Genomic DNA, 25,027 nt, shown 5'->3' with positions numbered 1-25,027 from the left:
CACCCGCCAGACTTGAAACCTACAGGGTTTTTAATGGTGTGAGACGGCTCGCTGGTCCCCCGTCAAACGCCCGGGGGCCCAGCGAATCGTTGTGGGAGTGATCAGTTGCCTCGCGACTTGCCGATGATCTCCTCGGCAACAGCGCGCGGAACCTCCGCGTAGGAGTCGAACTCCATCGAGTAGACGGCGCGGCCCTGAGTCTTCGAACGAAGATCACCGACGTAGCCGAACATCTCGGAGAGCGGCACCTGGGCCTTCACGACGCGAACGCCGTGCTGCTCGTCCATCGACGAAATCTGTCCACGACGAGAATTCAGGTCGCCAATGACATCGCCCATGTACTCCTCGGGAGTACGGACCTCGACAGCCATGATCGGCTCAAGAAGAACCGGGTTGGCCTTCTTCGCAGCCTCCTTGAGGGCCATAGAGCCCGCGACCTTGAAGGCCATTTCAGAGGAGTCGACCTCGTGGTAGGCGCCATCGAGGAGGGTCGCCTTGATGTCGACCATGGGGTATCCGGCGAGAATACCGGACTGCATGGCGTCCTGGATGCCCGCGCTGACCGAGGGGATGTACTCGCGAGGAACGCGGCCACCAGTGACCTTGTCCTCGAACTCGTATTCCTCTTCCGAATCAGCCGGGAGGGGTTCGAGAGCGATGATGACGCGCGCGAACTGACCCGAACCACCGGTCTGTTTCTTGTGCGTGTACTCGTACTTCTCGACCGTCTTGCGGATGGTCTCACGGTAGGCGACCATCGGAGCGCCAACATTCGCCTCGACCTTGAACTCGCGACGCATACGGTCGACGATGATGTCGAGGTGAAGCTCGCCCATACCACCAATGATGGTCTGGCCGGTCTCCGGATCAAGTTCAACCGTGAAGGTCGGATCCTCTTCGGCCAGCTTCTGGATGGCGACGCCCATCTTCTCCTGGTCGGCCTTCGACTTCGGTTCGACGGCAACCTGGATAACAGGCTTCGGGAAGGTCATCGACTCAAGGACGATCGGCTTGTCCATCGCGCACAGCGTGTCACCCGTCGTTGTGTCCTTCAGGCCGATCACCGCGTAGATGTGGCCTGCATGAGCCTCATCGACCGGGTTCTCCTTGTTGGAGTGCATCTGGAAGATCTTACCGATGCGCTCCTTCTTGCCCTTCGTCGAGTTGAGGACCTGCGAGCCGGACTCAACCTTGCCCGAGTAGACGCGCACGAAGGTGAGCTTGCCGTAGAAGGGGTGCGCCGCAACCTTGAAGGCAAGAGCAGCGAAAGGCTCCTTCTCATCGGGAAGACGAGACTCCGTGCGCTCCTCGTCATCCGAATTCGGCTTGAAGCCCTTAACGGACTCAATGTCGAGGGGAGAGGGCAGGAAGTCAACAACCGCATCGAGGACGGGCTGGACACCCATGTTACGAAGAGCGGTGCCGCAGTAGACCGGGAAGGCGCGCCCGGAGATCGTCAGGAGGCGGATGCCCTCCTTGATCTGCTCGACCGTCAATTCGCCATTCTCCAGGTAGGCTTCCGTGAGCTCATCAGAGCCCTCGGCAGCCGCTTCCATCATGGCTTCGCGGTACTCTTCCGCACGCTCCTGGAGTTCCTCCGGGATCGGGCCGCGCACGATGACGGAGCCGAAAGTGGGATCACCCTTCTCGTCCTTCGCCGGGTAGCGCAAGGACTCCATGGTGACGAGGTCGACCTGGCCCTCGAAATCATTCTCAGCGCCGATCGGGATCTGCATCACGATCGGAGTCGCGTGCAGACGATCCTTGATCGTCGAAACCGAGAAGTAGAAGTCCGCGCCCATCTTGTCCATCTTGTTGATGAAGCAAATACGGGGGACCTCGTACTTGTCAGCCTGACGCCACACGGTCTCAGACTGGGGCTCAACGCCCTCCTTGCCGTCGAAGACTGCGACGGCACCGTCGAGAACGCGAAGCGAGCGCTCGACCTCGACCGTGAAGTCCACGTGGCCGGGGGTGTCGATGACGTTAATCTGGTTGCCGTTCCAGAAGGAGGTGACAGCGGCCGAGGTGATCGTAATGCCGCGTTCCTTCTCCTGTTCCATCCAGTCGGTCGTCGAGGCGCCATCATGCGTCTCGCCGAGCTTGTAGTTGATGCCCGTGTAGAACAGGATTCGTTCCGTCACGGTCGTCTTGCCGGCATCGATGTGAGCCATGATGCCGATGTTGCGGACCTTGTTGAGATCCGTAAGCACCTCAAGTGCCACGAGTGGGTTCCTTCGCTCGGATTGATTATGGAGTGAGCGGGTTCAGATTCCATCGACGAGGGCGAGGGGCTCGTCCTCGTCAATGGGAGTGAATCACCAGCGGTAGTGAGCGAACGCGCGGTTCGACTCGGCCATCTTGTGCATGTCCTCGCGACGCTTGACAGCGGCGCCAAGACCGTTCGACGCATCGAGGATCTCGTTGGCGAGACGCTCGGTCATCGTCTTTTCACGACGCTGACGGGAGAAGTCAACGAGCCAGCGCAGAGCGAGCGTGGTTGCGCGCGCCGGGCGGACCTCGACCGGAACCTGGTAGGTCGCGCCGCCAACACGGCGGGAACGAACCTCAAGAGCCGGACGAATATTGTCAAGAGCACGCTTGAGAACCGAAACCGGTTCCTGCTCGGTGCGCTCGCGCACGGTCTCCAGAGCGCCGTAGACGATTCGCTCGGCGACGGTCTTCTTGCCGTCGAGGAGGACACGGTTGACGAGCTGGGTGACGACCTTCGAACCGTAAACCGGATCGTCAACGAGCGGACGCTTGGGAGCGGGGCCCTTACGAGGCATTACTTCTTCTCCTTCTTAGCGCCGTAGCGGGAACGAGCCTGCTTGCGGTTGCGGACGCCCTGCGTGTCGAGGGAGCCGCGCACGATGCGGTAGCGGACACCCGGGAGGTCCTTCACACGACCGCCACGAACGAGCACGATCGAGTGCTCCTGCAGGTTGTGGCCCTCACCGGGGATGTAGGCCGTAACCTCAATGCCGGAGGAGAGACGAACACGCGCGACCTTACGGAGAGCCGAGTTCGGCTTCTTCGGGGTGGTGGTGTACACACGGGTGCACACGCCGCGACGCTGGGGCGAGCCCTTGAGCGCAGGGGTCTTCACCTTGCTGCGCTTAGAGCTGCGTCCCTTGCGGACGAGCTGCTGAATGGTAGGCACTGGTTCTCCAGTTTCTTTCCGTCGGCGGCCCTTTGCCTCAAGCGCAGGGCCCTTATGGTGAGTCTTCCGCGACTTCACGAATCCCCTTTCGGACGCAGGGCGATCCGTCAGGGGCCGGTGCGCCATGATGTCCCCACTATGCACACCCGAGGGGTGCGCTTCGGGAGATTCACCCTTTCGAGGTGTTCGCCCGGTAGTGGCGGGGCCAGAGAATAGCGCCCGGAGCTCCGACGGAGGGAGCCCGCTGTCGGAACAAGTCCGACGTGCCGGAAGAACCGGCGAAGGAGACCCGCGAATACACGGGAACCGCCAGCCAGTCTACGGGGCGGATCAACTCAGGGTCAAAGGGGCCGACAGTGAGGTGCGGCGCATGAGGCGCGCTCTTCTTTCCTCTAAGTGTGCGGCTGGGCCGGAAAAGCTGCCATACCTTCGCCACCGTTTGCTCCTTTTTCCGGCGGCGTGAAGGGGGCCGCCGAGTTCCTTTGCCCCACCTCAGTCGTCTCTTCCCCATCTCGGCGTGAAGTTGGGCAACCGGGTGAACTGAGGCTTTTCGAGCCCGAAATACAATCTCGGGCACTCCGACATTATGCCGAGGGTGGCGAGTACATAAGGAGGGTCGCCACAAGCACCACCCACACCCCGCACGCAGGCCTCACATAACCCCGCACACAGGCCTCACACAACCCTGCACATAATCTCGCTCGCCCCGGCCTCGCCCCAAAGGCGCCGAAAACATAACGAGGGGCACCACACGCGCCACCTATCCCCCACACACGCTCCTCACATAACCCTGCACATAATCTCGGACACTCCGGCCTTGTGCCGAGGGTGCCGAAAACATAAGGAGGGGCACCACACGCGCCACCCATCCCCGGCACGGAGGCCTCACACAACCCTGCACGCAATCTCGAACACTCCGACCTCGTGCCGAGGGTGCCGAAAACATAAGGAGGGTCGCCACAGGCGCCACCTATCCCCCGCACACAGGCCTCACACAACCCTGCACATAATCTCGCTCGCCCCGACCTCGCCCCAAAGGCACCGAAAACATAACGAGGGGCACCACACGCGCCACCTATCCCCCACACACGCTCCTCACATAACCCTGCACATAATCTCGAACACTCCTGCCTCATGCCGAGGGCACAGAAAACATCACAAGGGGCACCACGAGCACCACCCACACCCCGCACACAGGCCTCCCACAACCCCACACACAATCTCGCTCGCCCCGGCCTCATGCCGAGGGTGCCGAACGCATAAGGAGGGTGAACACCGGCCCCGCACACAGGCCTCACACAACCCTGCACATAATCTCGCTCGCCCCGACCTCATGCCGAGGGTGGCGAATACATAAGGAGGGCCACCACAGGCGCCACCTATCCCCCGCACACAGGCCTCACACAACCCTGCACACAATCTCGCTCGCCCCGGCCTTGTGCCCAGGGTGGCAAATACATAAGGAGGGTCGCCACAAGCACCACCCACACCCCGCACGCAGGCCTCACACAACCCTGCACACAATCTCGCTCGCCCCGGCCTCGCCCCGAAGGCACCGAAAACATAACGAGGGGCACCACGAGCACCACACACCCCGCACACAGGCCTCACATAACCCTGCACATAATCTCGGACGCCCCGACCTCGTCCCAAGGGCGCCGAAAACATAAGGAGGGTCACCACACGCGCCACCTATCCCCCACACACGGACCTCACATAACCCCGCACGCAATCTCGCTCGCCCCGACCTCGTGCCGAGGGTGGCGAGTACCTAAGGAGGGTCACCACAAGCGTCACCTATCCCCGGCACGGAGGCCTCACATAACCCTGCACATAATCTCGAACATTCCGACCTCGCGCCGAACGTGCCGAAAACATAACGAGGGTCGCCACAGGCGCCACCTATCCCCCGCACGCAGGCCTCACATAACCCTGCACATAATCTCGCTCGCCCCGACCTCGTGCCGAGGGTGGCGAATACATAAGGAGGGCCACCACACGCGCCACCTATCCCCCACACACGGACCTCACACAACCCCGCACACAATCTCGAACACTCCGACCTCGTCCTCAACCCGACGAAAACGCAAACAAGGAATACGCGAGTTCAACGATGGCAGGCGGAAGGTGGCAGAGGCCTCCCAGTTACGAGCCGATTCAAGCTCGGCCTGAGTCGGCATTGAGGACCGCCGCACCAACAATGCCCTCAGGTGTCACGCCGGGCGAAGCCACGTTATCGACGGAATCCAGTGTGATGACGAAATACCGTCTCAGGCGTTATGTCAGGCGAAGCCATACTTTCGACTGAAGCGGCGACGTACCGTGATCCTTCCGCACCCCTTCGAAGCAATGCCACTCGGAAAGAGCCCCTCATCTGCGAGTTCAAGGGTCCAAGTATTCTCACGCACGTCGAATGCTCACTGTGGAGTCAACTCCTAGTCTTGTCGACCGCATGCCTCTCAGGCGCGGCGACTGCGAAGCAACGACTACGGCCGCAGGGTGAAACGACAAGGAACGATGTGCAATACAGCCTCAAATGAGTAAAACTCAAGCGAAAGCGCCCACTTTTCAACAGACTTATCCACAGCGAAGAGCCGCATCTTCACTGACGGGCCCTGCACAAGGAGACTCGATTACCAAGGGAGGAGGTGATTTTGCCTCCTTTAACTCCGGTCGATCGTGTTCCCACACCAAGAGGGGGACTCCGGGCAACCGCTTCGACCAGGGCACGGACATGCGTGTTCCCACACCAAGAGGGGGACTACCAAGCGAGGATGTGGAATGAACACGGAATTCGTCAACCAGGTTCACAAGGCGCTCATTATCACGACCAGAAAACGGCGCATGCCACTCGGTGAGCGCGACACCGTGAAGATTCATCGGGGAGTCCATCTCCCTTCGACTTTCCTCCACGACCTGAAAACACCGTGGGAGCAACGGCGAGCCATTTCAATCGCCCGGACACTCGCTGTGCTGCATCGAAGGCAGCATGCCCAACCAGTCGCAAGAAGCGCCGCCTTGCTTTGCGGATATGACATCTTTGACACCAACCCGAGTATCCATATCCATATTCCTCAAGTCGAATGCAAAAGCACAACGGATTCAGCGCTCCCCGCAGTCACCCTTGACGGCGTCCCCATCCTCGGGGAGGCGCGCTGCCACGTGCATCTGCACGAAGCCACCTTGTCTGCGCAGGATACGGAGTTCTCGTCCAGAGTTCTCACGCCGAGCCCCTCATCCTCTGCTCTGTCACCTGACCGAGCCTCACCACAAGCACTGTCGCCCTCAGCTGAAGAAGTGATCGGCCTCGTCATTCAGTGGACGCTCATCGACCCGGGCGAAGAAGCCTTCGTCTTCACCTGCCAAGCGTTAAGGATGCTCACGCCCTCTTCCACTCGGCGTCTGAGCGGATGGGAGCAGCAGGAGGCTTCAATTCGTCGTCACCTCCTGAGGAAGCTATTCACGCTACCTTCGGGCACTCGCAACCTTCGCCGAGCAGAATGGATCATCCGCCATGCAAGCGCGGGCTGTGAATCAATCGGGGAGGCCCGCCTTCTGTGGATTCTGCAATCGCGTGGCCTTGCAGGAATCGTCCCCCAATTCGAGGTCGAGGACTCGTTTGTCCACTACTTCATTGATCTTGCAATACCGCACTTGAAGATCGCCCTCGAGTTCGATGGACGTTTGAAGTACGGCAAAGATTCCGAAGAACAGCTCAATGTCCTCCGAGAGCAGATTCAAAGGCAGAAGCAACTCGAAGTTCGTGGATGGTACGTCATCCGTTTCAGCTGGGCAGACTTGTTTAAACCAGAATCAATCATTCAACAGATAGAAGAAGCAGCCTGCCACTTCAGAGGAAAGCTGAAGTACTCCGCGAAGTACCCTGTTCGAGGTGGCGTTTCATAGGGGCGGAGTAGGTAAATAGTAGGCAAAGAGGACCCAAACACTACTCCAAAGGCACAGCTGACCAGGGGTGCGCAGGGAAGTGGCAATTTGGCGCCTGAAAGTTGAGGTACGGGGCCGTCTCTCCCCAACCCTCTGACTCACCAGCCCACTGGCATAAGCACTGTGACAAGCTCTCAAGTCATGCAGAAGCACAACGAGGGTCCCCACACGCGCGCCTACACCTCGCACGCAGGCCTCACACAACCCCACGCGCAATCTCGAATGCCCCGGCATCGTGCCTGGGGTGCCGAAAACATAAGGAGGGTCACTACACGCGCCACCCACACCCCGCAGACGGGCGTCACACAACCCCACGCGCAATCTCGAATGCCCCGGCATCGTGCCCGGGGTGCCGAACACATAACGAGGGTAAACATCGGCCCCGCACACAGGCCTCATACAACCCTGCACATACTCTCGAGCACCCCAACCTCGTGAAGAAGGCGGCGAAAACATAAGCAGGGTCGCCACACGCGCCACCCACACCCCGCACACAGGCCTCACACAACCCCACACATAATCTCGCTCGCCCCGACCTCGCCCCAAAGGCGCCGAAAACATAACGAGGGGCACCACACGCACCACCTATCCCCCACACACGGCCCGCGCACAACCCCGCACACAATCTCGTTCGTTCCGACCTCGCCCCGAAGGCACCGAAAACATCACAAGGGTCGCCACACGCGCCACGCGCACCCCGCACACAGGCCTCACTTAACCCCACGCGCAATCTCACTCGCCCCGTCTTCGTCCCAAGGGTGCCGAAAACATAACGAGGGGACACCACACGCGACATCCACAGCTCGCACGCAGGCCTCACATAACCCTGCACATAATCTCGAACACTCCGACCTCGTCCCAAGGGTGCCGAAAACATAAGGAGGGTCACTACACGCGACACCCATCCCCCGCAGACGGGCGTCACACAACCCCACGCGCAATCTCGAATGCCCCGGCATCGTGAAGAAGGCGGCGAAAACATAAGCAGGGTCGCCACACGCGCCACGCGCACCCCCGATACAACCCTGCACATAGTTTCGAACACTCCGGCCTCTCCCAAGGGTGCCGAAAACATAACGAGGGGGACCACACGCGACACCCATCCCCCGCAGACGGACGTCACACAACCCCACGCGCAATCTCGAATGCCCCGGCATCGTGCCTGGGGTGCCGAACACATAACGAGGGTAAACATCGGCCCCGCACACAGGCCTCATACAACCCTGCACATACTCTCGAGCACCCCAACCTCCTCCCAAGGCCACCGAAAACATAACGAGGGTAAACACCAGCCCCGCACACAGGCCTCATACAACCCTGCACATACTCTCGAGCACCCCAACCTCGTGAAGAAGGCGGCGAAAACATAAGCAGGGTCGCCACAAGCACCACGCGCACCCCCGATACAACCCTGCACATAGTTTCGAATACTCCGGCTTCTCCCAAGGGTGCCGAAAACATAAGCAGGGTCGCCACACGCACCACCTATCCCCCGCACACGGGCCTCACACAACCCCACACACAATCTCGCTCGCCCCGACCTCGTGCCGAGGGTGCCGAACACATAACGAGGGGCTAGAACCACCATCGGGTGGGCGAGTTAAAGGCACCGTCGGAGCTACAACAGAGGGCATGATTCGCATCACCGCTCCGCGTATCAGCATGAGGGGAGGTGAATCCGAAGTGAGGAGTAGCCACTGTTGCTTGCTTGGAGAGCTTCCGGGGGCTTTCCCCTTCATTCTCGTGTTCGCACGACGACGCGATGCGCCACTGCGTTCGGCTACAGAAAATACTGCGTGGCTGGGGAATACGGGGCAATGGAATCGCGGACCACAACTTCAACGAGCACACGACCACCCTTTCGCGCGACCACAGCCTCCGACCAACACGGTCTTGGATGAACACAATCTCGGACGAACACAGTCTCAATCGAATAGGGCTTTGGATGAGCGCGGCCTCGCACGAGCACACCACCACGATCTCACACGAGCGGGCATTCGACGCTAAGGATCAAGAAGAGCAGATTCATTGTTTCAGCCATGCTGTTTCAGGCATGCTCAAAACCACGGCTCGTACGATGAGCGTCCCCTAAACGACTGCCCAACAAGACTGTCTGCTCCAGTGAGTGCCCCATTAAAGAACTTATCCACACTGCAGGGCGCCTCGGCAAAGATACGCATCCAACACAACTGCCTGCTTCAGCGAGCGCCCTTCTCAAGAGAAGTGCCTACTCGGAAAGGTCCCCCGCTCAAGAAGAACACCCCGCTCGAAAAGGTCCCCCGCTCAAGAAGAACACCCCGCTCGAAAAGGCCCCTCCTCAAGAAGAACACCCCGCTCGGAAAAGCCCCCTCCTCAAGAAGAGCATTGTGCTTAGAAGAGTCCCCCATTGAAGAAGAGCACCCCCTCGGAATAGCAGCCCGCTCAGAGAAGTCCCCCCAGTTGAGAAAGTGCCCCACTCGAGAGAAGAGCTCCCTCCCAAAAAAGAATGCCCCCTGTCAAAGAGAACGCAAGGGGTGGGCCCGGTGATTGAAGAATCACCGGGCCCACCCACGTTCAACAGGCTCGTAGCCGTTTCAACAGCTCTGGGGAGCAACAGACCCCACAGGAGTAGAACGCCCCACAGGAGCAAAACGCCCCACGGGAGCGAAAAGCCCCACGGAAGGGAATCGCTTTAAGAAGCGAATCGCCCAAATAAAGCGCCAAACTCCCCCGAACCACGAGCCCCCTCAGAGTCAATCACTCCTGGAAAGTCATACCGAAGTCGATCGAACCAAGAGCGTTGAGGAAATCATCCGAAACGGTGCCATCCTGGAAATCCATCTCCGAGTAATTGGAATTGGCCAGAGCCTCCGCAGTCGGCTCAACACTCACACGGTTGTAGCGCGACAAGCCGGTACCAGCCGGGATGAGCTTACCGAGGATGACGTTCTCCTTCAGACCCACCAAAGCATCAGACTTGCCATTCATCGCAGCCTCAGTCAAGACCTTCGTCGTCTCCTGGAAGGACGCAGCCGAAAGCCACGAATCCGTCGCAAGCGACGCCTTCGTGATGCCCATGAGCATCTGACGACCCGAGGCCGGCTGACCACCTTCGGCGGCAACCTTACGGTTCTGAGCAAGATACGCCATGCGGTCGACAAGCTCACCAGGCATGAAGGTCGTATCCCCCGGTTCGAGGATCGTCACGCGGCGAAGCATCTGCCGCACGATCACCTCGATGTGCTTGGAGTGAATACCCACACCCTGGTCTCGGTAGACCTTCTGGACCTCGTCAACGAGCTGTTTCTGGGCCACGGTGCGGCCCATGATGCGCACAACTTCCTTCGGGTCGAGCTGACCCTCGGTGAGCTGCTGCCCCGCTTCGACGTGCTCGTCCTCGACAACCAAGAGCTTTTGACGGCGCGACACTTCAATCACATCGTCTTCCTTGGCGTCATCACGAGTCACGACGATCCTGCGCACGGAGGCGTCCTCGTCGTCAATGTGCACACGCCCCGCAGCCTCGGCCATCTTCGCCTCGGCCTTCGGGGTGCGCGCCTCGAAGAGCTCCTGGACGCGGGGAAGACCCTGCGTGATATCGGAAGCCGAAGCTGCACCACCCGTGTGGAAGGTACGCATCGTGAGCTGAGTGCCGGGCTCGCCGATCGACTGGGCGGCAATGATGCCGACGGCCTCGCCAATATCGACCTGCTTACCGGTCGCAAGGGAGCGTCCGTAGCAGGCGGCGCAGGTGCCGACCGCAGACTCACAAGTCAGGACCGAACGGCACACGACCTGCTCAACGCCGGCCTTCACCAGCATCGCCAGCTCATCATCACCCAGGTCCGAACCCGCGGTCATGATGACCTCGCCCGCCTCGTTCACGGCGTCGCGAGCGAGGTTCCGCGCGTAAGCGGTCGTGTCAACGGTCTCGAGCGCCTCCCACTCACCGGCCTCGTTCTTGCGCGCGATCGTGATCTTCACGCCCTGGCGAGTAGCGCAATCGGCCTCGCGAACAATGACATCCTGCGAGACGTCAACGAGTCGACGCGTCAGGTAGCCGGACTCGGCGGTACGCAAAGCCGTATCCGCCAGGCCCTTACGGGCGCCGTGAGTCGCGATGAAGTACTCGAGAACGGTCAGGCCCTCGCGGTAGTTCGCCTTGATCGGACGCTCAATGAGCTTCTGCTTCGGGTCGGACACGAGGCCGCGCATACCGGCGATCTGCTGGACCTGCGACCAGTTGCCACGAGCACCCGAGTTCACCATGCGGTACACGGTGTTGCGCTCGTCGAAGTTGGTGCGCATATCCTCAGCGACCTTCTCCGTGCACTCGAGCCACAGCTTCACGAGTTCTTCGTAGCGGTTGTCCTCGGTGATGATGCCCGTCTCGTACTGATCCTGGATCGCAGCCGCACGAGCCTCGTAATCAGCGAGGATCGACTCCTTGCGCGGCGAAGCCTGAATGTCGGAGAAGGCGATCGTGATGCCCGACCAGGTCGACCAGTGGAAACCGGAGGACTTGAGGGCATCAAGGCACTCGGCGACGAGGACGTTCGGGTAACGCTGGGTCAAGTTGTTGACGATCTGGCCGAGGTGCTTCTTGCCGACCACGCCGTTGACGTAGGGGTAGTCGACGGGGAGCTGCTCGTTGAAGATCGCGCGGCCCAGGGTCGTCTCCAGGAGAACATCGTCGCCCGGCTCCCACCCCTCGGGGGCCTGCCAGTCGAGCGGAGGCACGATTCCCTCGAAACGGATCAGAGCCTTCGCGTTCAGATCCAGGTTGCCATTGTCGAAAGCCATCTGGGCTTCGGCGGCGGAAGAGAACGCGGGCAGGATTTCCTTGCCCTCGGCATCCTTTTCGACCTCGACCGCCGGATCAGGATCCGATGTGAGGTGGAAGAGGCCAATGATCATGTCCTGCGACGGCATCGCCACGGGGCGACCATCGGAGGGCTTGAGAATGTTGTTCGTCGAAAGCATGAGGATGCGAGCCTCAGCCTGCGCCTCAGCGCCCAGCGGCAGGTGAACAGCCATCTGGTCGCCATCGAAGTCGGCGTTGAACGCGCCGCAGGCGAGCGGGTGGAGCTGAATCGCCTTGCCCTCAATGAGCTGCGGCTCGAAGGCCTGGATGCCGAGACGGTGAAGCGTGGGCGCACGGTTAAGAAGAACCGGGTGCTCACGGATGACATCATCGAGGACGTCCCACACCTCGGGGCGCTGACGCTCGACCTTGCGCTTCGCGGCCTTCACGTTCTGCGCATAGTTCTTCTCGACGAGGCGCTTCATAACGAAGGGCTTGAACAGCTCGAGCGCCATCTGCTTGGGCAGGCCGCACTGGTGGAGCTTGAGCTGAGGGCCGACGACGATAACGGAGCGGCCCGAATAGTCGACGCGCTTACCGAGGAGGTTTTGACGGAAACGTCCCTGCTTGCCCTTGAGCATGTCCGAAATGGACTTGAGGGGACGGTTACCGGGGCCCGCGACCGGGCGGCCTCGTCGACCATTGTCGAAGAGGGCGTCCACCGACTCCTGGAGCATACGCTTCTCGTTGTTCACAATGATCTCGGGCGCACCCAGCTCAAGCAGGCGCTTGAGGCGGGTGTTCCTGTTGATCACGCGACGGTACAAGTCGTTGAGATCCGAGGTCGCGAAGCGCCCACCGTCCAGCTGAACCATGGGACGCAGATCCGGCGGGATCACGGGGATCTTCGTCAGCACCATCGAGGCCGGAGAATTACCCGTGACAATGAAGGCGTTGATGACCTTCAAGCGCTTAATGGCGCGGGCCTTCCTCGGGCCCGAATCCGAAGCGATCGTCTGGCGCAGCTTGTCAAGCTCAGCCTGCAGGTCGAAGGTCTCCAGGCGCTTCTGGATCGCAGCAGCGCCCATGTCGCCCTTGAAGTAGGTGCCGTAGCGGGCGAGCATCGCACGGTAGAGACGCTCGTCGCCGATGAGGGCACCGACTTTCAGGTTCTTGAAGTTCTCCCACACGACCTCGAGGCCCTCAATGTCGCCGTCGAAGCGCTTGCGGATGCGAGCCATCTCCTTGTCGACATTCTTGCGCAGCTTCTCACGCTCAGCCGCGGAAGCACCATCGGCTTCGAGGGCAGCCAGGTCGGCCTCCGCTTTCTCCGCATAATCGTTGATCGCGGAGTCGCGTTGGTTCTCCATCTGCTTCTTTTGGACTTCGAGCTCTTGACGAAGATCAGCAAGATCCTCATCGCGGCCCTTCTCGTCAATCTCCGTGACCATGTACGCGGCGAAGTAGATGACCTTTTCCAGGTCCTTCGGAGCGAGGTCGAGGACGTAGCCGAGGCGCGAGGGCACGCCCTTGAAATACCAGATGTGCGTAACGGGCGCGGCCAGGTCGATGTGCCCCATGCGTTCGCGGCGCACCTTGGAGCGGGTGACCTCAACTCCGCACTTTTCACACACGATGCCCTTGTAACGGACACGCTTGTATTTTCCGCACGCGCACTCCCAATCGCGCGTGGGACCGAAGATCTGCTCACCGAACAGGCCGTCGCGCTCGGGCTTGAGCGTGCGGTAGTTGATGGTCTCCGGCTTCTTCACCTCACCGTAGGACCACGTCGCGATGTCCTCGCTCGTGGCCAGGGTGATCTTCAGACTGTCGAAGGTCTTGGCATCCAGCAAAGTCATACTTCCTATCAGATCGCGTCGATGGTCGAAGCGGCGTTCGGACGAGCCTCAAGAGTGATGCCCAGATCTTCGCGCGCGTTGAAGTCCTCTTCCTGGTCACGCAGGTCGATGGCGTTGCCGGCCGCGTCGAGGGCCTCGACGTTCAGGCACAGCGAGCGCATCTCCTGGATGAGCACTCGGAAGGACTCGGGGATGCCGGGCTCGGGAATGTCCTCGCCCTTGACGATCGCTTCGTACACCTTCACACGGCCGGTCGTATCGTCCGACTTGATGGTGAGGAGCTCCTGGAGGGCGTAGGCGGCACCATAGGCTTCGAGCGCCCACACCTCCATCTCGCCGAATCGCTGGCCGCCGAACTGGGCTTTACCGCCCAGCGGCTGCTGCGTAATCATCGAGTAAGGGCCCGTCGAACGAGCGTGGATCTTATCGTCGACGAGGTGGTGGAGCTTGAGCATGTAGGTGTAGCCGACCGCGATCGGATACGGGAAGGGCTCACCGGAGCGACCATCGAAGAGACGAGCCTTGCCCTGCTCATTCGTCAGACGCTCGCCGTCACGGTTCGGGTTGACGTTGCGCAGCAGGCCAGCGAGCTCATCGGCTTCCAGGCCGTCGAACACGGGGGTCGCAACCAGGGTCTGCGGCTGCGTGGTGATGCCCTCAGCGGGCAGGTCACGGGTCCAGGACTCGCCGGCCTCAACAGCCTTCGAAGCATCCCAGCCCTGGTGGGCGAGCCAGCCGAGATGGTACTCGAGCACCTGGCCGACGTTCATACGGCCCGGAACACCCAGGGGGTTGAGGATAATGTCAACCGGGGTGCCGTCCTCAAGGAAGGGCATGTCCTCGACCGGCAGGATCTTCGACACGACACCCTTGTTGCCGTGGCGGCCCGCCATCTTGTCGCCGATCGTGATCTTGCGACGCTGCGCGACGTAGACGCGGACGGTCTGGCGGACACCGGGGTTGAGGTCGTCCTCTTCATCGTTGAACTCGCGCACACCGATGACGATGCCTTCCTGGCCGTGCGGGACGCGCAGGGAGGTGTCGCGGACCTCGCGGGCCTTCTCACCGAAGATGGCACGCAGGAGGCGTTCCTCGGAGGTCAGTTCGGTCTCGCCCTTAGGGGTGACCTTGCCGACGAGGATGTCGCCCGCGGTGACTTCGGCGCCGATACGGATGATGCCGCGCTCGTCGAGGTCGGCGAGGGTCTCCTCGGACACGTTCGGGATGTCGCGGGTGATCTCTTCTTCGCCGAGCTTCGTCTCTCGGGCGTCGACCTCGTGCTCTTCGATGTGGATCGAAGTGAGGACATCCTCTTCGACGACGCGACGCGACAAGATGATCGCATCCTCGTAGTTGAGGCCCTCCCAGGACATGTACGCCACGAGGAGGTTCTTACCGAGGGCGACCTCGCCGTTATCGGTTGCGGGGCCGTCGGCGAGGACCATCCCGGCCTCGACGCGGTCTCCCTCATCAACGATGACGCGCTGGTTCGTGCAGTTGCCCGGGTTCGAGCGTTCGAACTTCTCCAGACGGTAGGTGTCGGTGCCGCCCTCGTCCTTTGAGACGATGATCAGGTCGGCGGACACCTCGGTAACGACACCGGGGTTCGTGGCGATGACCATTTCGCCCGAGTCCTTCGCGGCGCGACGCTCCATGCCGGTACCGACCAGCGGAGCTTCCGTCGTCAGGAGCGGCACGGCCTGGCGCTGCATGTTCGCACCCATGAGCGCGCGGTTCGCGTCATCGTGCTCGAGGAAGGGGATGAACGCGGCTGCGACAGACACCATCTGACGTGCGGAGACGTCCATGTAGTCCACGCGATCGCGGGCGATGAGGGTCGGGTCCTCACCGGCGACACGGCACAGGACGTGCTCTTCGGTGAAGGTTCCGTCCTCGTTGAGAGCCGAAGAGGCCTGAGCGATGAAGTGGCCGTTCTCGTCATCGGCGGTCAGGTACTCGACCTCGTCGGTGACCTTACCATTGCGCACGACACGGTAAGGGGTCTCAATGAAACCGAAAGGATTGATGCGCGCGAAAGTCGCGAGCGAACCGATCAGACCAATGTTCGGGCCTTCAGGGGATTCGATCGGGCACATACGGCCGTAGTGCGAGGGGTGAACGTCACGGACTTCCATGCCGGCGCGGTCGCGCGAGAGGCCACCGGGGCCGAGAGCCGAAAGGCGGCGCTTGTGGGTCAGGCCCGCGAGAGGGTTGTTCTGATCCATGAACTGCGACAGCTGGGAGGTTCCGAAGAACTCCTTGATCGCGGCGACGACGGGACGGATGTTGATCAGCGTCTGAGGCGTGATCGAATCGCGCTCCTGGGTCGTCATGCGCTCACGGACGGTGCGCTCCATACGGGCCAGGCCGTTACGAACCTGCGCCTGGATGAGTTCGCCCACCGCGCGGATGCGACGGTTACCGAAGTGGTCGATGTCGTCAGACTCGACGCGAACCTCAATGGGCTCTCCATTGCGGAAACCGGCGAAGGTCTTCTCACCCTTGTGGAGGGCGAGCAGATACTTCACGGTGGCGACAACATCCTCGATTGACAGGGTCGAGGCCTTCGGATCCGCGTCAACCGCGAGCTTCTTATTGATCTTGTAACGACCGACCTTCGCGAGGTCGTAGCGCTTGTCGTCGAAGTAGAAGTTGTTGAGCAGGGTCTGCGCGGAATCGACGTTCGCGGGCTCGCCGGGGCGGAGCTTGCGGTACACGTCGAGGAGAGCTTCCTCCTGCGTGTGGACCGTGTCCTTCTCGAGGGTTTCGAGCAGAACCGGGTAGTCGGCGAACTTCTCGCGGATCTCCGCCTCCGTCAGGCCGATCGCCTTGAGGAAGTGGGTGACGGGCTGCTTGCGCTTGCGGTCGATGCGCACGCCCACGGCATCACGCTTGTCGATCTCGAATTCAAGCCAGGCGCCGCGCGAGGGGATGATCTTCGCGCCGAAGATGTCCCGGTCGGAGGAGCGGTCTGAAACGCGCTCGAAATAGACACCGGGGGAACGCACGAGCTGCGAGACGACAACACGCTCCGTGCCATTGATGATGAAAGTGCCGCGCGGGGTCATGAGCGGGAAGTCGCCCATGAACACGGTCTGGCCCTTAATCTCACCGGTCTCGTAGTTCATGAACTCGGCGGTCACGTACATCGGGGCCGAGTAGGTGTAATCCTTGGTCTTCGCTTCTTCGACCGAGTAGTTCGGTCGTTCGAGGCGGTGATCGCGGAACGAAAGGGACATGGTCTGAGCCAGGTCCTCAATCGGCGAGATCTCTTCGAAGATCTCTTCAAGACCGGAAACGTCGGGGACGTCGGTGCGGCCTTCCGCTTTCGCGGCTTCGACGCGCGCTTTCCACGCGTCATTACCCAGCAGCCAATCGAAGCTCTCAACCTGCAGGCCGAGGAGGTTCGGGGCCTGGAGGGGTTCGCGGAGCTTCGCGAATGAGATGCGGTTCCTGGGCTGGTTGGCAGTGCTACTGGCAGCCAAAGGGGATCCTTCCCTGCTTTTCCTGTGCGCGCGCACGCCTTCGCCCATTATCTGACACCGTCCGGACCCGCTCAGCGCCTTTCCAGCGGGTGGGTACGGTTCACCTCGGGCACAATAAGGCGCAAATAGCCATGCTAGGCTCATTGGCTCGGTGGTTCAACACGCCTGGGCCTTTGTGTGCGGATTCACGCGGAGGCGACGGTATGCTGCCCGGATTTCATTCGCCTCTTGGCGGTTTTGGGGGTGACGCCGTCGAGAGTGAAGCGATAGCCCGTGAATCTGAAGCGATAGCCCCTGGAGATGGCGAGCGCCCGCTGCGGCAAGACGAACTCCAAGCCTGGAACTGAAGCGATAGCCTCCGGAGATGGCGAGGCAGTAGGCCATGGGAGATTGCGAGGCGATTGCCCGTGGGAGCTGGCATTGCCTCTGGGAAGCGGCATCTTGCGGCGTCGCCTCGTGATTGTCACAGGATGGCAGAGCCTTGCCTCAGGGAAGCCGCACCCTCGAGAAACATAGTGAGCGGTAGGGAAGCCTAGTTGTACTGAGCGGATCAGTGCCCCAAGTCGCGCGGATTCGTGCCCCAAGTCGGGCTTGAACCGACGACCGACGGATTATGAGTCCGCTGCTCTGACCGACTGAGCTATTGGGGCAGGTTAAGACTATCGGGCGAGGCTTCAAGTTGCGAACAGAGGGGGCTCACGGGGGTCTTCGATAATGCCAGCCCGCGCCCCACAACCCCACACACGAACTCGACACCCCACACCCTCACCCAACTACACCGAAATCACAATCAGGGTCCCCACACACTCCAAAACCCCAACCCCCACAACCCCACACACGATCTCGGTGCTCTACGCCCTCACCCAACTACGCCGAAAACACAATCAGGGTCCCCACACACTCCAAAACCCCAACCCCCACAACCCCACACACGAACTCGACACCCCACACCCTCACCCAACTACACCGAAATCACAATCAGGGTCCCCACACACTCCAAAACCCCAACCCCCACAACCCCAAACACGATCTCGACACCCCTCGCCCTCACCCAACTACGCCGAAAACACACTCGGGGTCACTCAATACACAAAGCCGATGCCTCAGCGGCTCAAAGCCCTTTGCCGCTCAGCTTCACTTGCTTCCCGCTCCTCCCCGGAGTGACCTCACGCTCACCGCGAGTTCAGGCCCCTCCCCTATTGCGCCGAGCTCAGGACTGGCCTCACGCTCCCCGCAAAGCTCCGGCCCCCTCTCCCACGGCGGAGAACTCGACGAGCGGCTTCACACTCACCGCCAGGTTCAGCTCCCTGCCCCGCGGCGCGGAAGGCTCTCGCGCACCCGACGCAGCACTGTCTTCGTCTCATCAGGCACACGGAAGGACTCAATCGACTTTTGGATGGCCTTACGGCGAACGAGAGTGGGCAGGCGATCCTCCACCAGCCAGGGCAGAGTCGCCTCAGGTTGTTTGGCCAGAGCGGTCGCAAAATACCAGCCCTGCGCCATGTGGACGTAGTACTCCTCAGAGTCGAGTGAGCCGATGAGCGCGAGGAACTCGGGACGAAACGCCTCCCCGAGGAAATGCGTCATGTGCATGCAGATTCCGAAGCGGCGCGTATAAGTGTGTTCGGATGCGAGCCAGCGTTTGGCTTCGGCTTCGAGCCTTCCGAGGTCTTTGGTGAATCCTTTCGGAGATAGAGCGTCACACACCGCCCAGTTCTTAACGTGCGGGAGGAAGCGCCGTGTTTTCGCAAAGGCGAGATCCGGTTTTGTCTCCAGTCCGAGGAGGAAGGCGTGAAGCATGTCCTCGTCATGGAGCTCGTGTGGAAGCTCGGCAAGAAAAGCTTCGACGGCTTCGGGCTCGGTCTTGCGAAGTTCTTTCGCGAGGGCGCGCAGCGCGGGGTTGCGACATCCGAGGATCCGAGTCGGTTCCAGTCCGGGGATCAGGGATGCGGCGAATCTTGCGTTGCCCTCATCGGCGAGGGCGAGGAGGCGGCGTCGAATCAGTTCGGCGGTCATAGCCCCAGTATGCACGCCGCTCAGCCGTGTACATAGTGGAAGCGCTAAGCGGGATCGTCGCAAGCGTTCAGCGAGCGCAAGCGCAAGCGCTCAACGAACGCAGGCGCGAGCACTACCCGAGCTTGACATCTCCCGAGCACAATCCCAGGAGCTCAGCGGGGGATGTGTACGCGAAGCGGCCCCGCGCAGGTTTCACCAGACGCGGGGCCGCTTTCCTTCTTGTGGACCTCTTCAGAGTGTCAAACCTCAGGTTTGCTGGAGGGTGTTCTATCTCGTGCTGCCAGTTTGCAGAAGTCATTTCCTATGTGGATGACGTAGTCCGGTTCAGCCGGAATTCGGAAACAAAATCACTCAATCCTGGGGACGAGCGCACACTCGCTACATCAAGGTCGTAGTCCACCCTTGGACTGTGAAGCCCGACGTGATCTCTAGGTTAACAGGGCCCCACTGTGCCAACGCACATTGACTAGACCTCGATTACTGTGGCTACCTGCTGGTACACCGGTGTCCATAAGTCAACTTCGATCTCAGGAGCCTCAATGCTGACAACGAGTGAATAATTCACGCCCTTGTCGCTCTGATCCATCTTTGGTCGGTTCTTCCACCACCCCGCGACTGGGTATACAGCAACAACCCCCTTGGCGGCTAGATCAGCGGCTGCCCCCTTCCAGATATCGGTGTGGAGTGAGCCAGACGACTTCTGCTGGTCACTTCCGAACAACCAGCCATTCTCGGTATTAAGACTCATCGGTTTCTCCCCTTCCTCACGGGCCTGCTTGTTGACACGTTGGCGGAACGCGTCAAGGTTGTCTTCGGGCCGCTTCATAGCAAAACGCAGACCGTGAGAGGGATAGACGTATCGCCCGGTCCACCCGCGACTTGATGGGTTCGGCTCCACGAAGTAAGAAAGCGTGACGCGCAGTTGAACCTCGGTCTCTCCGAGTTCAGACAACGTCTCCGTAGGCCACGGCAGGCGGTGCAAGTTCATTTCGCGGGATTTGCCGCTGCTGGAGTTACCTTTACGCTCGTAAGGGTGGATCACAGCTTGATCCACCAGCGTCAATGCGTTGCTGGCGCTACGCGTGGCACGTTCCAGACTGGGCACTCCCATGCCATAGCGGCGCAGCAGATTGACCGCAGCCCCCTTCGTGGTGGCGGCGTCGATGTGTGCCTTCATCACGTCGGTCCACTCTGCGGAGTGAACGATCAAGGCACGGATTGTTTCCGGTCTCAAGTGAGGGTAAGCCGCACGAATGTCGGCCGCGACAGCCGCAACGTGGGCCGTTGCCGCGGAGGTGTCTCGGGTGGTCGTGAAGGAGCCTTTACCTGGATATTGCAGGCGAGTGGTGAGGATCGCGAGGTTCTCCGGAGTATCCACATCGGTGCAGTCTGGGGTACGAGCGAGGTTTCCTCCAGGTGCGACGACATCGGGTTTGAATGGCCATCGTTTCTGGTCAAAGGACACCGAAGTCCGGCTGGTCGGCGAGAGCTCACCACGGACGGCGATTGGCACGTACCCTGCGAAGACATCTGGGGCATGGTCCATTGCGTCGTGTTCGGCGTAAGCTCCAACGACGAGCGCATTCCACGCTTGCGCGGGGTCTTCGACGCCCTCGGCGTCGCTGCGGTCGAGGTGATTGTCTTCGGGCCGCACATCACGGATGTTTCCAGCTGACACCACGAACAGTCGAGGGGTCGGTTCTTGATCTCGGTTCAGATAGGTGAACCTGGGAGCGATATCGTCGATAGCACGACCGTAAGCCAGAGCATCGATCGTGGCCGACCATGCGGTCGGGCGCCCTCGCTCCTTCATTGGATGGTTAGTGACGGCGTACCCCGGATTCGGTACCGCTGCTGGCGCGGTGATGGCCAACATGAACACCCGAGCGCGATCCGGCGCGGAAATCTCTGGCTGATCCACCGCGCGTGCGGTCACCGCCCCGTACACATCAGGATCATTACTACCTGTGTCAGGAAGCAACTTGACGGATTCGAGCCGGTGCTTCAGACGAACGCTGTGCTGCGTGCTAATGGCAGCCTGCAAATCTCGGTAGAGCGCGAGGCCTGCCATCTCGGTGCCATGCTCATGGATCACCACATTTTTGTTCCAGCTCGGTTCAACCGCGTGCCGGTCATCGTCCGAAAGCGAATCCTCCAATAGCGGATGACCGGCCTGAACGCCCCGATCAAGAATGCACACCACAGGCGCGTGAGCTCCGGCGTGCTCAACTCGGGACTGCAGTTCACTGACCCACTCACTCTGTTCGAATGCGGATAGACTTGGAAGGAAAGATGCTACTTCGTGAGGGCGACGCAATTCGGCGATGTCATCGAGACTCCGGAAGGTCATGGCGAGTTGCTCGATGGTGGCTCGTATGAGTACGACCGTTCGGTCACCGAATCCGAGGTAGTGAGCACTCACCGGGAGGCTGTGCTGCCGGGCGTACCCTGTCAGCCGCTCGTACTCTCTACCGTCAACAGCTCTGAGCCATAGTTCCCACCATCGAGACTGATTGGGGTCGGTTGGGTACTCGTCGGCAGGGTCCGTCCATAACTCTCGGATCGTTGCGCGGCGAATAGATGCGATTCCTTCGATGAGTGCCGCGTGCTCCGGCTTCCTTTCCGCTACTTCAGCAGTCTTGACGTACTTCTCAAGTTTCTTGAGGAAGAACTCCTTCTGCCCATCCGGGATAAAGACCGTCGCGTTTACTACCACCTCACCAGCGGGCGTCATCTCAGTCTGAACCGCAACAAGCTCTGGCTGAGCGCCGGGGCGACGCAACTCTAAACTGTCGAACATCAAGTTGAGGCCGGGAAACGAAGCGAAGGTGATATATGTCCCTGTAGTTTCCGGCTCATCTGCTGGGGATTCCCAGGCAGCCTCGAACTCAGCTTTTAGGCGTTCCCCATGTTTCTTGCGACTGCCCCTAAAGCCACCGCCCCGACTTGTTACCGGCGTCGAAATTGGCGTAAACGACTCAGACGCGGGCGGTGTCGTCACAAAGATGTGCGGGCGATCTCGTTCGAACATTTCGCTTAGTCTATTCTATCCGCCCACTGGTGGGGACGAGGACGTTCTTCTAGAGCAATAATGACATCATCGGTTCTTACCCGAGTGCGACCGCTAAGGATCGTTCGCTTGGCAGCATTCTCAGCGGCAGTAGCTATTTCGGCATGACTCAGACCACGGGCCGCCGGGATGATGCGTGTCCAACTCAAGTTGTAGATCTGGAAAGACGCCAGTCGATTCTTGATGACCGACTTCACTGCGGCATCTTCGGGTAGCGCGAAGTCCATCACCGTATCGAATCGGCGGAACAGTGCGTTGTCCAACAAGCTGGGGTGGTTCGTTGCTGCAATGATGACGCTATCTGATGTGTCCTCTTCGAGGAACTGAAGGAACGAGTTCAGTACTCGACGAATCTCACCAACATCATTCTGTGCGGCACGGTCGCCGCCGAGTGCGTCAACTTCATCGAAGAGGTAGACTCCTCGCGTCTGTGCCAGTGCGTCGAACACAAGACGGAGTTTCGCGGCTGTCTCACCCATGAATTTCGTCAACACCGTGTCCAACCTGATCGAGAACAGCGGAAGTCCGAGTTCCCCGGCGATCACACGCGCGGTGGAGGTCTTTCCGGTGCCAGGCGGCCCTGTGAGCAGGAGGCGCCGAGCGGGGGTCAGGCCATGTCGGGCAAGCGCGTCACGTTGCCGCTGCTCTAGCAACACATGCGTCAGTCGTTCTTGGAGTTTGTCTGTCAGGACGAGGTCGCTCAGCCTGGCGTCAGGGTACGAGACATTCAGCAGTGCCCCCAGTTCACCCTTGGGCTGAGGGAACGGAACGACCGCGGCGATACGCGAACGCTGCACTGATTGCTCACGGAGGTCGTTGACGAGATCACGAAGCTCTTGAGCGAATCTCGACTGCCCAGAACGGGCAGCCTTAGCAGCGACCTGCATCGCAACGGCGTAGAACTGTGGGTCATCACCTTCGGCATGGCTCTTCACGAGTGCTTTGACCTGATCGTTGGTTGCCATCAGGAGACCTCCTCTCAGTAGCACGCCTACAAAACTGGCTATCGCTTCCCCAAGCTTACCGGTAGCAGCCTCTGTCCCTGTCAATAAGGACAAGGTCCCGCCGGATGGTCCTCTCCGAAAACGAGAGAGGTTCGTTCCGAACAGTCCGGACGAAGAGATCCTCCACTATGCGCGGGAGCATCACAGCCATACCCGGCAGCCCAACCCTCTAAGCCTCCCCCTACAGACCTGAAGGCAGTAACGGGATATAGGCCGAAGTGTGTGTACGGAACCCTTTATTTTAGGCCTTGACCTGTAATTTTAGTGGCCCGAATACGCTCTAGGAGCATATTCAGCGTCACGTCCAACGAATCACCTTGTGTGTGGTGTATGTACAAGTCGTATGGTCAAGAACGGTAAGACCAGTGCAGGTCGCACACGGTGGAGATGTCCACAGTGTGGAGCCTTGGCAACCAAGTCCCGCAACGATGTCACCAGGCGTGCCGAGTTCACTGCGTTTCTTACGTGGATCACCTCTTGCGACCCGCAGCAAGCGTTCGCACCCAGTGCCCGCACTTTTCTCCGCAAGATCGCGTGGTACTGGCGGGTAAGTGTGCCTCACTCCGCCACCACAGGCGAGGTCCACGAAGTCATCATGCTTGATGGCACCTACCTGTCCTCGTGGTACCTACTGATCGCTTACAACACGAGTCACGTGCTGTCATAGCAGTGGTGCGAGAACGAAAGCGAAGCTGCCTACCTCGCCCCTTCTCGAGCCCCTATCTGCACCGCAACTGGTCGTGATCAAAAGAACGCCCGGTGTCCGCGCAGCGATCAAAGACAGCTGGCCCGAAACCCCATTCAACGCTGCTTCTTCCAGATCTTCCGGCGGATACGACGCCACACGCCCCTCAAACCACGCACTGAAGCAGGCAAGCAATTGCTCATCCCTCACCAAGGCACTTATGGACGTGAAAACGCTTGATGAAGCCGCTGCATGGCTAGGGGACATTCGAGACGTGGGATGCCGACTAAGCCAGTTCCTTGAAGAAACGCACATACGAGAAAACACCAGGTCAGAAGAAGTGGTGGTGGACCCACAAAGAGCTACGAGCAGCCCGCTCGCTCCCGCGCACACTCGTCAAGGACGAGCAACTGTCCCCCTGACTCGCACTCAACAAAGGAGCAATCCAGCCACGCACTACCTCACCGCTGGAAGGCGGGATCAACGCACAGATCAAACGCCTCTTGGACCATCACCGCGGCATGCCCATCGAACACGCCAGCAAAGCAAACTGCTTCCTCTACCTCCACACCCAAAGCCCCACTGACCCCTGGAGCCTCGTCACCCCCGAACACTACGCACCGCTACGAAAAACACGACCCGCCACCACACCCAAGACCGACCTCGTCCCCGCCCTCTTAGACACCCACTTCTCACCCAAAGACGGCAACCACATCCGTCACGGATGGGCCGGACAAAACCACTAACCCCACACGACACGCCCAAAAATACACACATTTTGGCCAATAACCCGAGCTTGACATCTCCCGAGCACAATCCCAGGAGCTCAGCAAGGGGTGTGCACGAAACGGCCCCGCGCGGGTTTTCACCAGACGCGGGGCCGCTTCTCTTCTTGTGGACCTGGCGGGAGGCTTGTCGAAACTTGCCCCGCCGCTGGGTTACATGAGGTCACTGCACCGAACGATCCGCAGTCGCGCAGGGCGGCCTACCCAACGTGAGTCAGCACCGGCAAGTGCA

11 protein-coding genes and 1 tRNA gene are annotated in these 25,027 nt (G+C 60.4%); 3 read left to right on the top strand and 9 right to left on the bottom strand.

Going from position 1 to position 25,027, the window contains the following annotated elements; all coding sequences use genetic code 11:
* Positions 1-101 precede the first annotated feature (101 nt).
* The 3 genes from fusA to rpsL all read right to left on the bottom strand — a co-directional run bounded on the left by fusA (position 102) and on the right by rpsL (position 3,163).
* Positions 102-2,225 carry an elongation factor G gene (fusA, locus tag FFA61_RS01425; protein WP_005962254.1) on the bottom strand — a complete coding sequence of 708 codons (2,124 nt, stop codon included), beginning with the start codon at positions 2,223-2,225 and terminating at the stop codon, positions 102-104.
* 93 nt (positions 2,226-2,318) lie between these two features.
* Complete coding sequence (gene rpsG, locus FFA61_RS01420; RefSeq protein ID WP_005962255.1) at positions 2,319-2,789, bottom strand: 30S ribosomal protein S7; 471 nt, start codon at positions 2,787-2,789, stop codon at positions 2,319-2,321.
* Entirely contained in the window at positions 2,789-3,163 is a 375-nt protein-coding gene (gene rpsL, locus FFA61_RS01415) for a 30S ribosomal protein S12 (RefSeq protein ID WP_026460007.1), read from the bottom strand. The genes rpsG and rpsL overlap by 1 nt, the downstream gene beginning before the upstream one ends.
* A gap of 2,781 nt (positions 3,164-5,944) precedes the next feature.
* Here rpsL and FFA61_RS01410 point away from each other — a divergent pair.
* On the top strand, positions 5,945-7,069 hold the full coding sequence (locus FFA61_RS01410) for an endonuclease domain-containing protein (protein ID WP_005962260.1): 1,125 nt from the start codon (positions 5,945-5,947) through the stop codon (positions 7,067-7,069).
* Positions 7,070-9,844: 2,775 nt separating this feature from the next.
* Here FFA61_RS01410 and FFA61_RS01405 read toward each other — a convergent pair.
* From FFA61_RS01405 to FFA61_RS01380, 6 genes are all read right to left on the bottom strand, one after another.
* Positions 9,845-13,744: a DNA-directed RNA polymerase subunit beta' gene (locus tag FFA61_RS01405; RefSeq protein WP_040313754.1), complete on the bottom strand. Its 3,900-nt coding sequence runs from the start codon at positions 13,742-13,744 to the stop codon at positions 9,845-9,847.
* A 14-nt stretch (positions 13,745-13,758) separates the two neighbouring features.
* On the bottom strand, positions 13,759-17,235 hold the full coding sequence (gene rpoB, locus FFA61_RS01400) for a DNA-directed RNA polymerase subunit beta (RefSeq protein ID WP_040313755.1): 3,477 nt from the start codon (positions 17,233-17,235) through the stop codon (positions 13,759-13,761).
* A gap of 576 nt (positions 17,236-17,811) precedes the next feature.
* Positions 17,812-17,885 (bottom strand) — tRNA-Ile (locus FFA61_RS01395).
* Between the two features lie 649 nt (positions 17,886-18,534).
* The gene (locus tag FFA61_RS01390) at positions 18,535-19,251 is read right to left on the bottom strand and encodes a DNA alkylation repair protein (protein WP_005962266.1); all 717 of its coding nucleotides are present in this window, start codon (positions 19,249-19,251) and stop codon (positions 18,535-18,537) included.
* Between the two features lie 466 nt (positions 19,252-19,717).
* Entirely contained in the window at positions 19,718-22,282 is a 2,565-nt protein-coding gene (locus FFA61_RS01385) for a S8 family peptidase (RefSeq protein WP_005962267.1), read from the bottom strand.
* Between the two features lie 5 nt (positions 22,283-22,287).
* Entirely contained in the window at positions 22,288-23,286 is a 999-nt protein-coding gene (locus tag FFA61_RS01380) for an AAA family ATPase (RefSeq protein WP_005962268.1), read from the bottom strand.
* A 382-nt stretch (positions 23,287-23,668) separates the two neighbouring features.
* Here FFA61_RS01380 and FFA61_RS09575 point away from each other — a divergent pair, with 382 nt between their 5' ends.
* The gene (locus FFA61_RS09575; RefSeq protein WP_425326408.1) at positions 23,669-23,992 is read left to right on the top strand and encodes an IS1/IS1595 family N-terminal zinc-binding domain-containing protein; all 324 of its coding nucleotides are present in this window, start codon (positions 23,669-23,671) and stop codon (positions 23,990-23,992) included.
* Positions 23,993-24,531: 539 nt separating this feature from the next.
* Positions 24,532-24,756 carry a hypothetical protein gene (locus FFA61_RS01375; protein WP_005962272.1) on the top strand — a complete coding sequence of 75 codons (225 nt, stop codon included), beginning with the start codon at positions 24,532-24,534 and terminating at the stop codon, positions 24,754-24,756.
* Positions 24,757-25,027: the final 271 nt, after the last annotated feature.

Origin of the sequence: Schaalia cardiffensis F0333 (genome assembly GCF_005886435.1) — a bacterium.
Lineage (GTDB): Bacteria > Actinomycetota > Actinomycetes > Actinomycetales > Actinomycetaceae > Pauljensenia > Pauljensenia cardiffensis.
This window is presented reverse-complemented; position numbering and strand designations above follow the sequence as displayed.

What these genes read in the sequence shown, in the direction of transcription:
- FFA61_RS01375 (WP_005962272.1), top strand. Translation starts at nt 24,532, where the DNA reads ATGCCCATCGAACACGCCAGCAAAGCAAACTGCTTCCTCTACCTCCAC.
- FFA61_RS09575 (WP_425326408.1), top strand. Translation starts at nt 23,669, where the DNA reads ATGGTCAAGAACGGTAAGACCAGTGCAGGTCGCACACGGTGGAGATGT.
- rpsG (WP_005962255.1), bottom strand. Translation starts at nt 2,789, where the DNA reads ATGCCTCGTAAGGGCCCCGCTCCCAAGCGTCCGCTCGTTGACGATCCG.
- FFA61_RS01410 (WP_005962260.1), top strand. Translation starts at nt 5,945, where the DNA reads ATGAACACGGAATTCGTCAACCAGGTTCACAAGGCGCTCATTATCACG.
- FFA61_RS01390 (WP_005962266.1), bottom strand. Translation starts at nt 19,251, where the DNA reads ATGACCGCCGAACTGATTCGACGCCGCCTCCTCGCCCTCGCCGATGAG.
- FFA61_RS01385 (WP_005962267.1), bottom strand. Translation starts at nt 22,282, where the DNA reads ATGTTCGAACGAGATCGCCCGCACATCTTTGTGACGACACCGCCCGCG.
- FFA61_RS01380 (WP_005962268.1), bottom strand. Translation starts at nt 23,286, where the DNA reads ATGGCAACCAACGATCAGGTCAAAGCACTCGTGAAGAGCCATGCCGAA.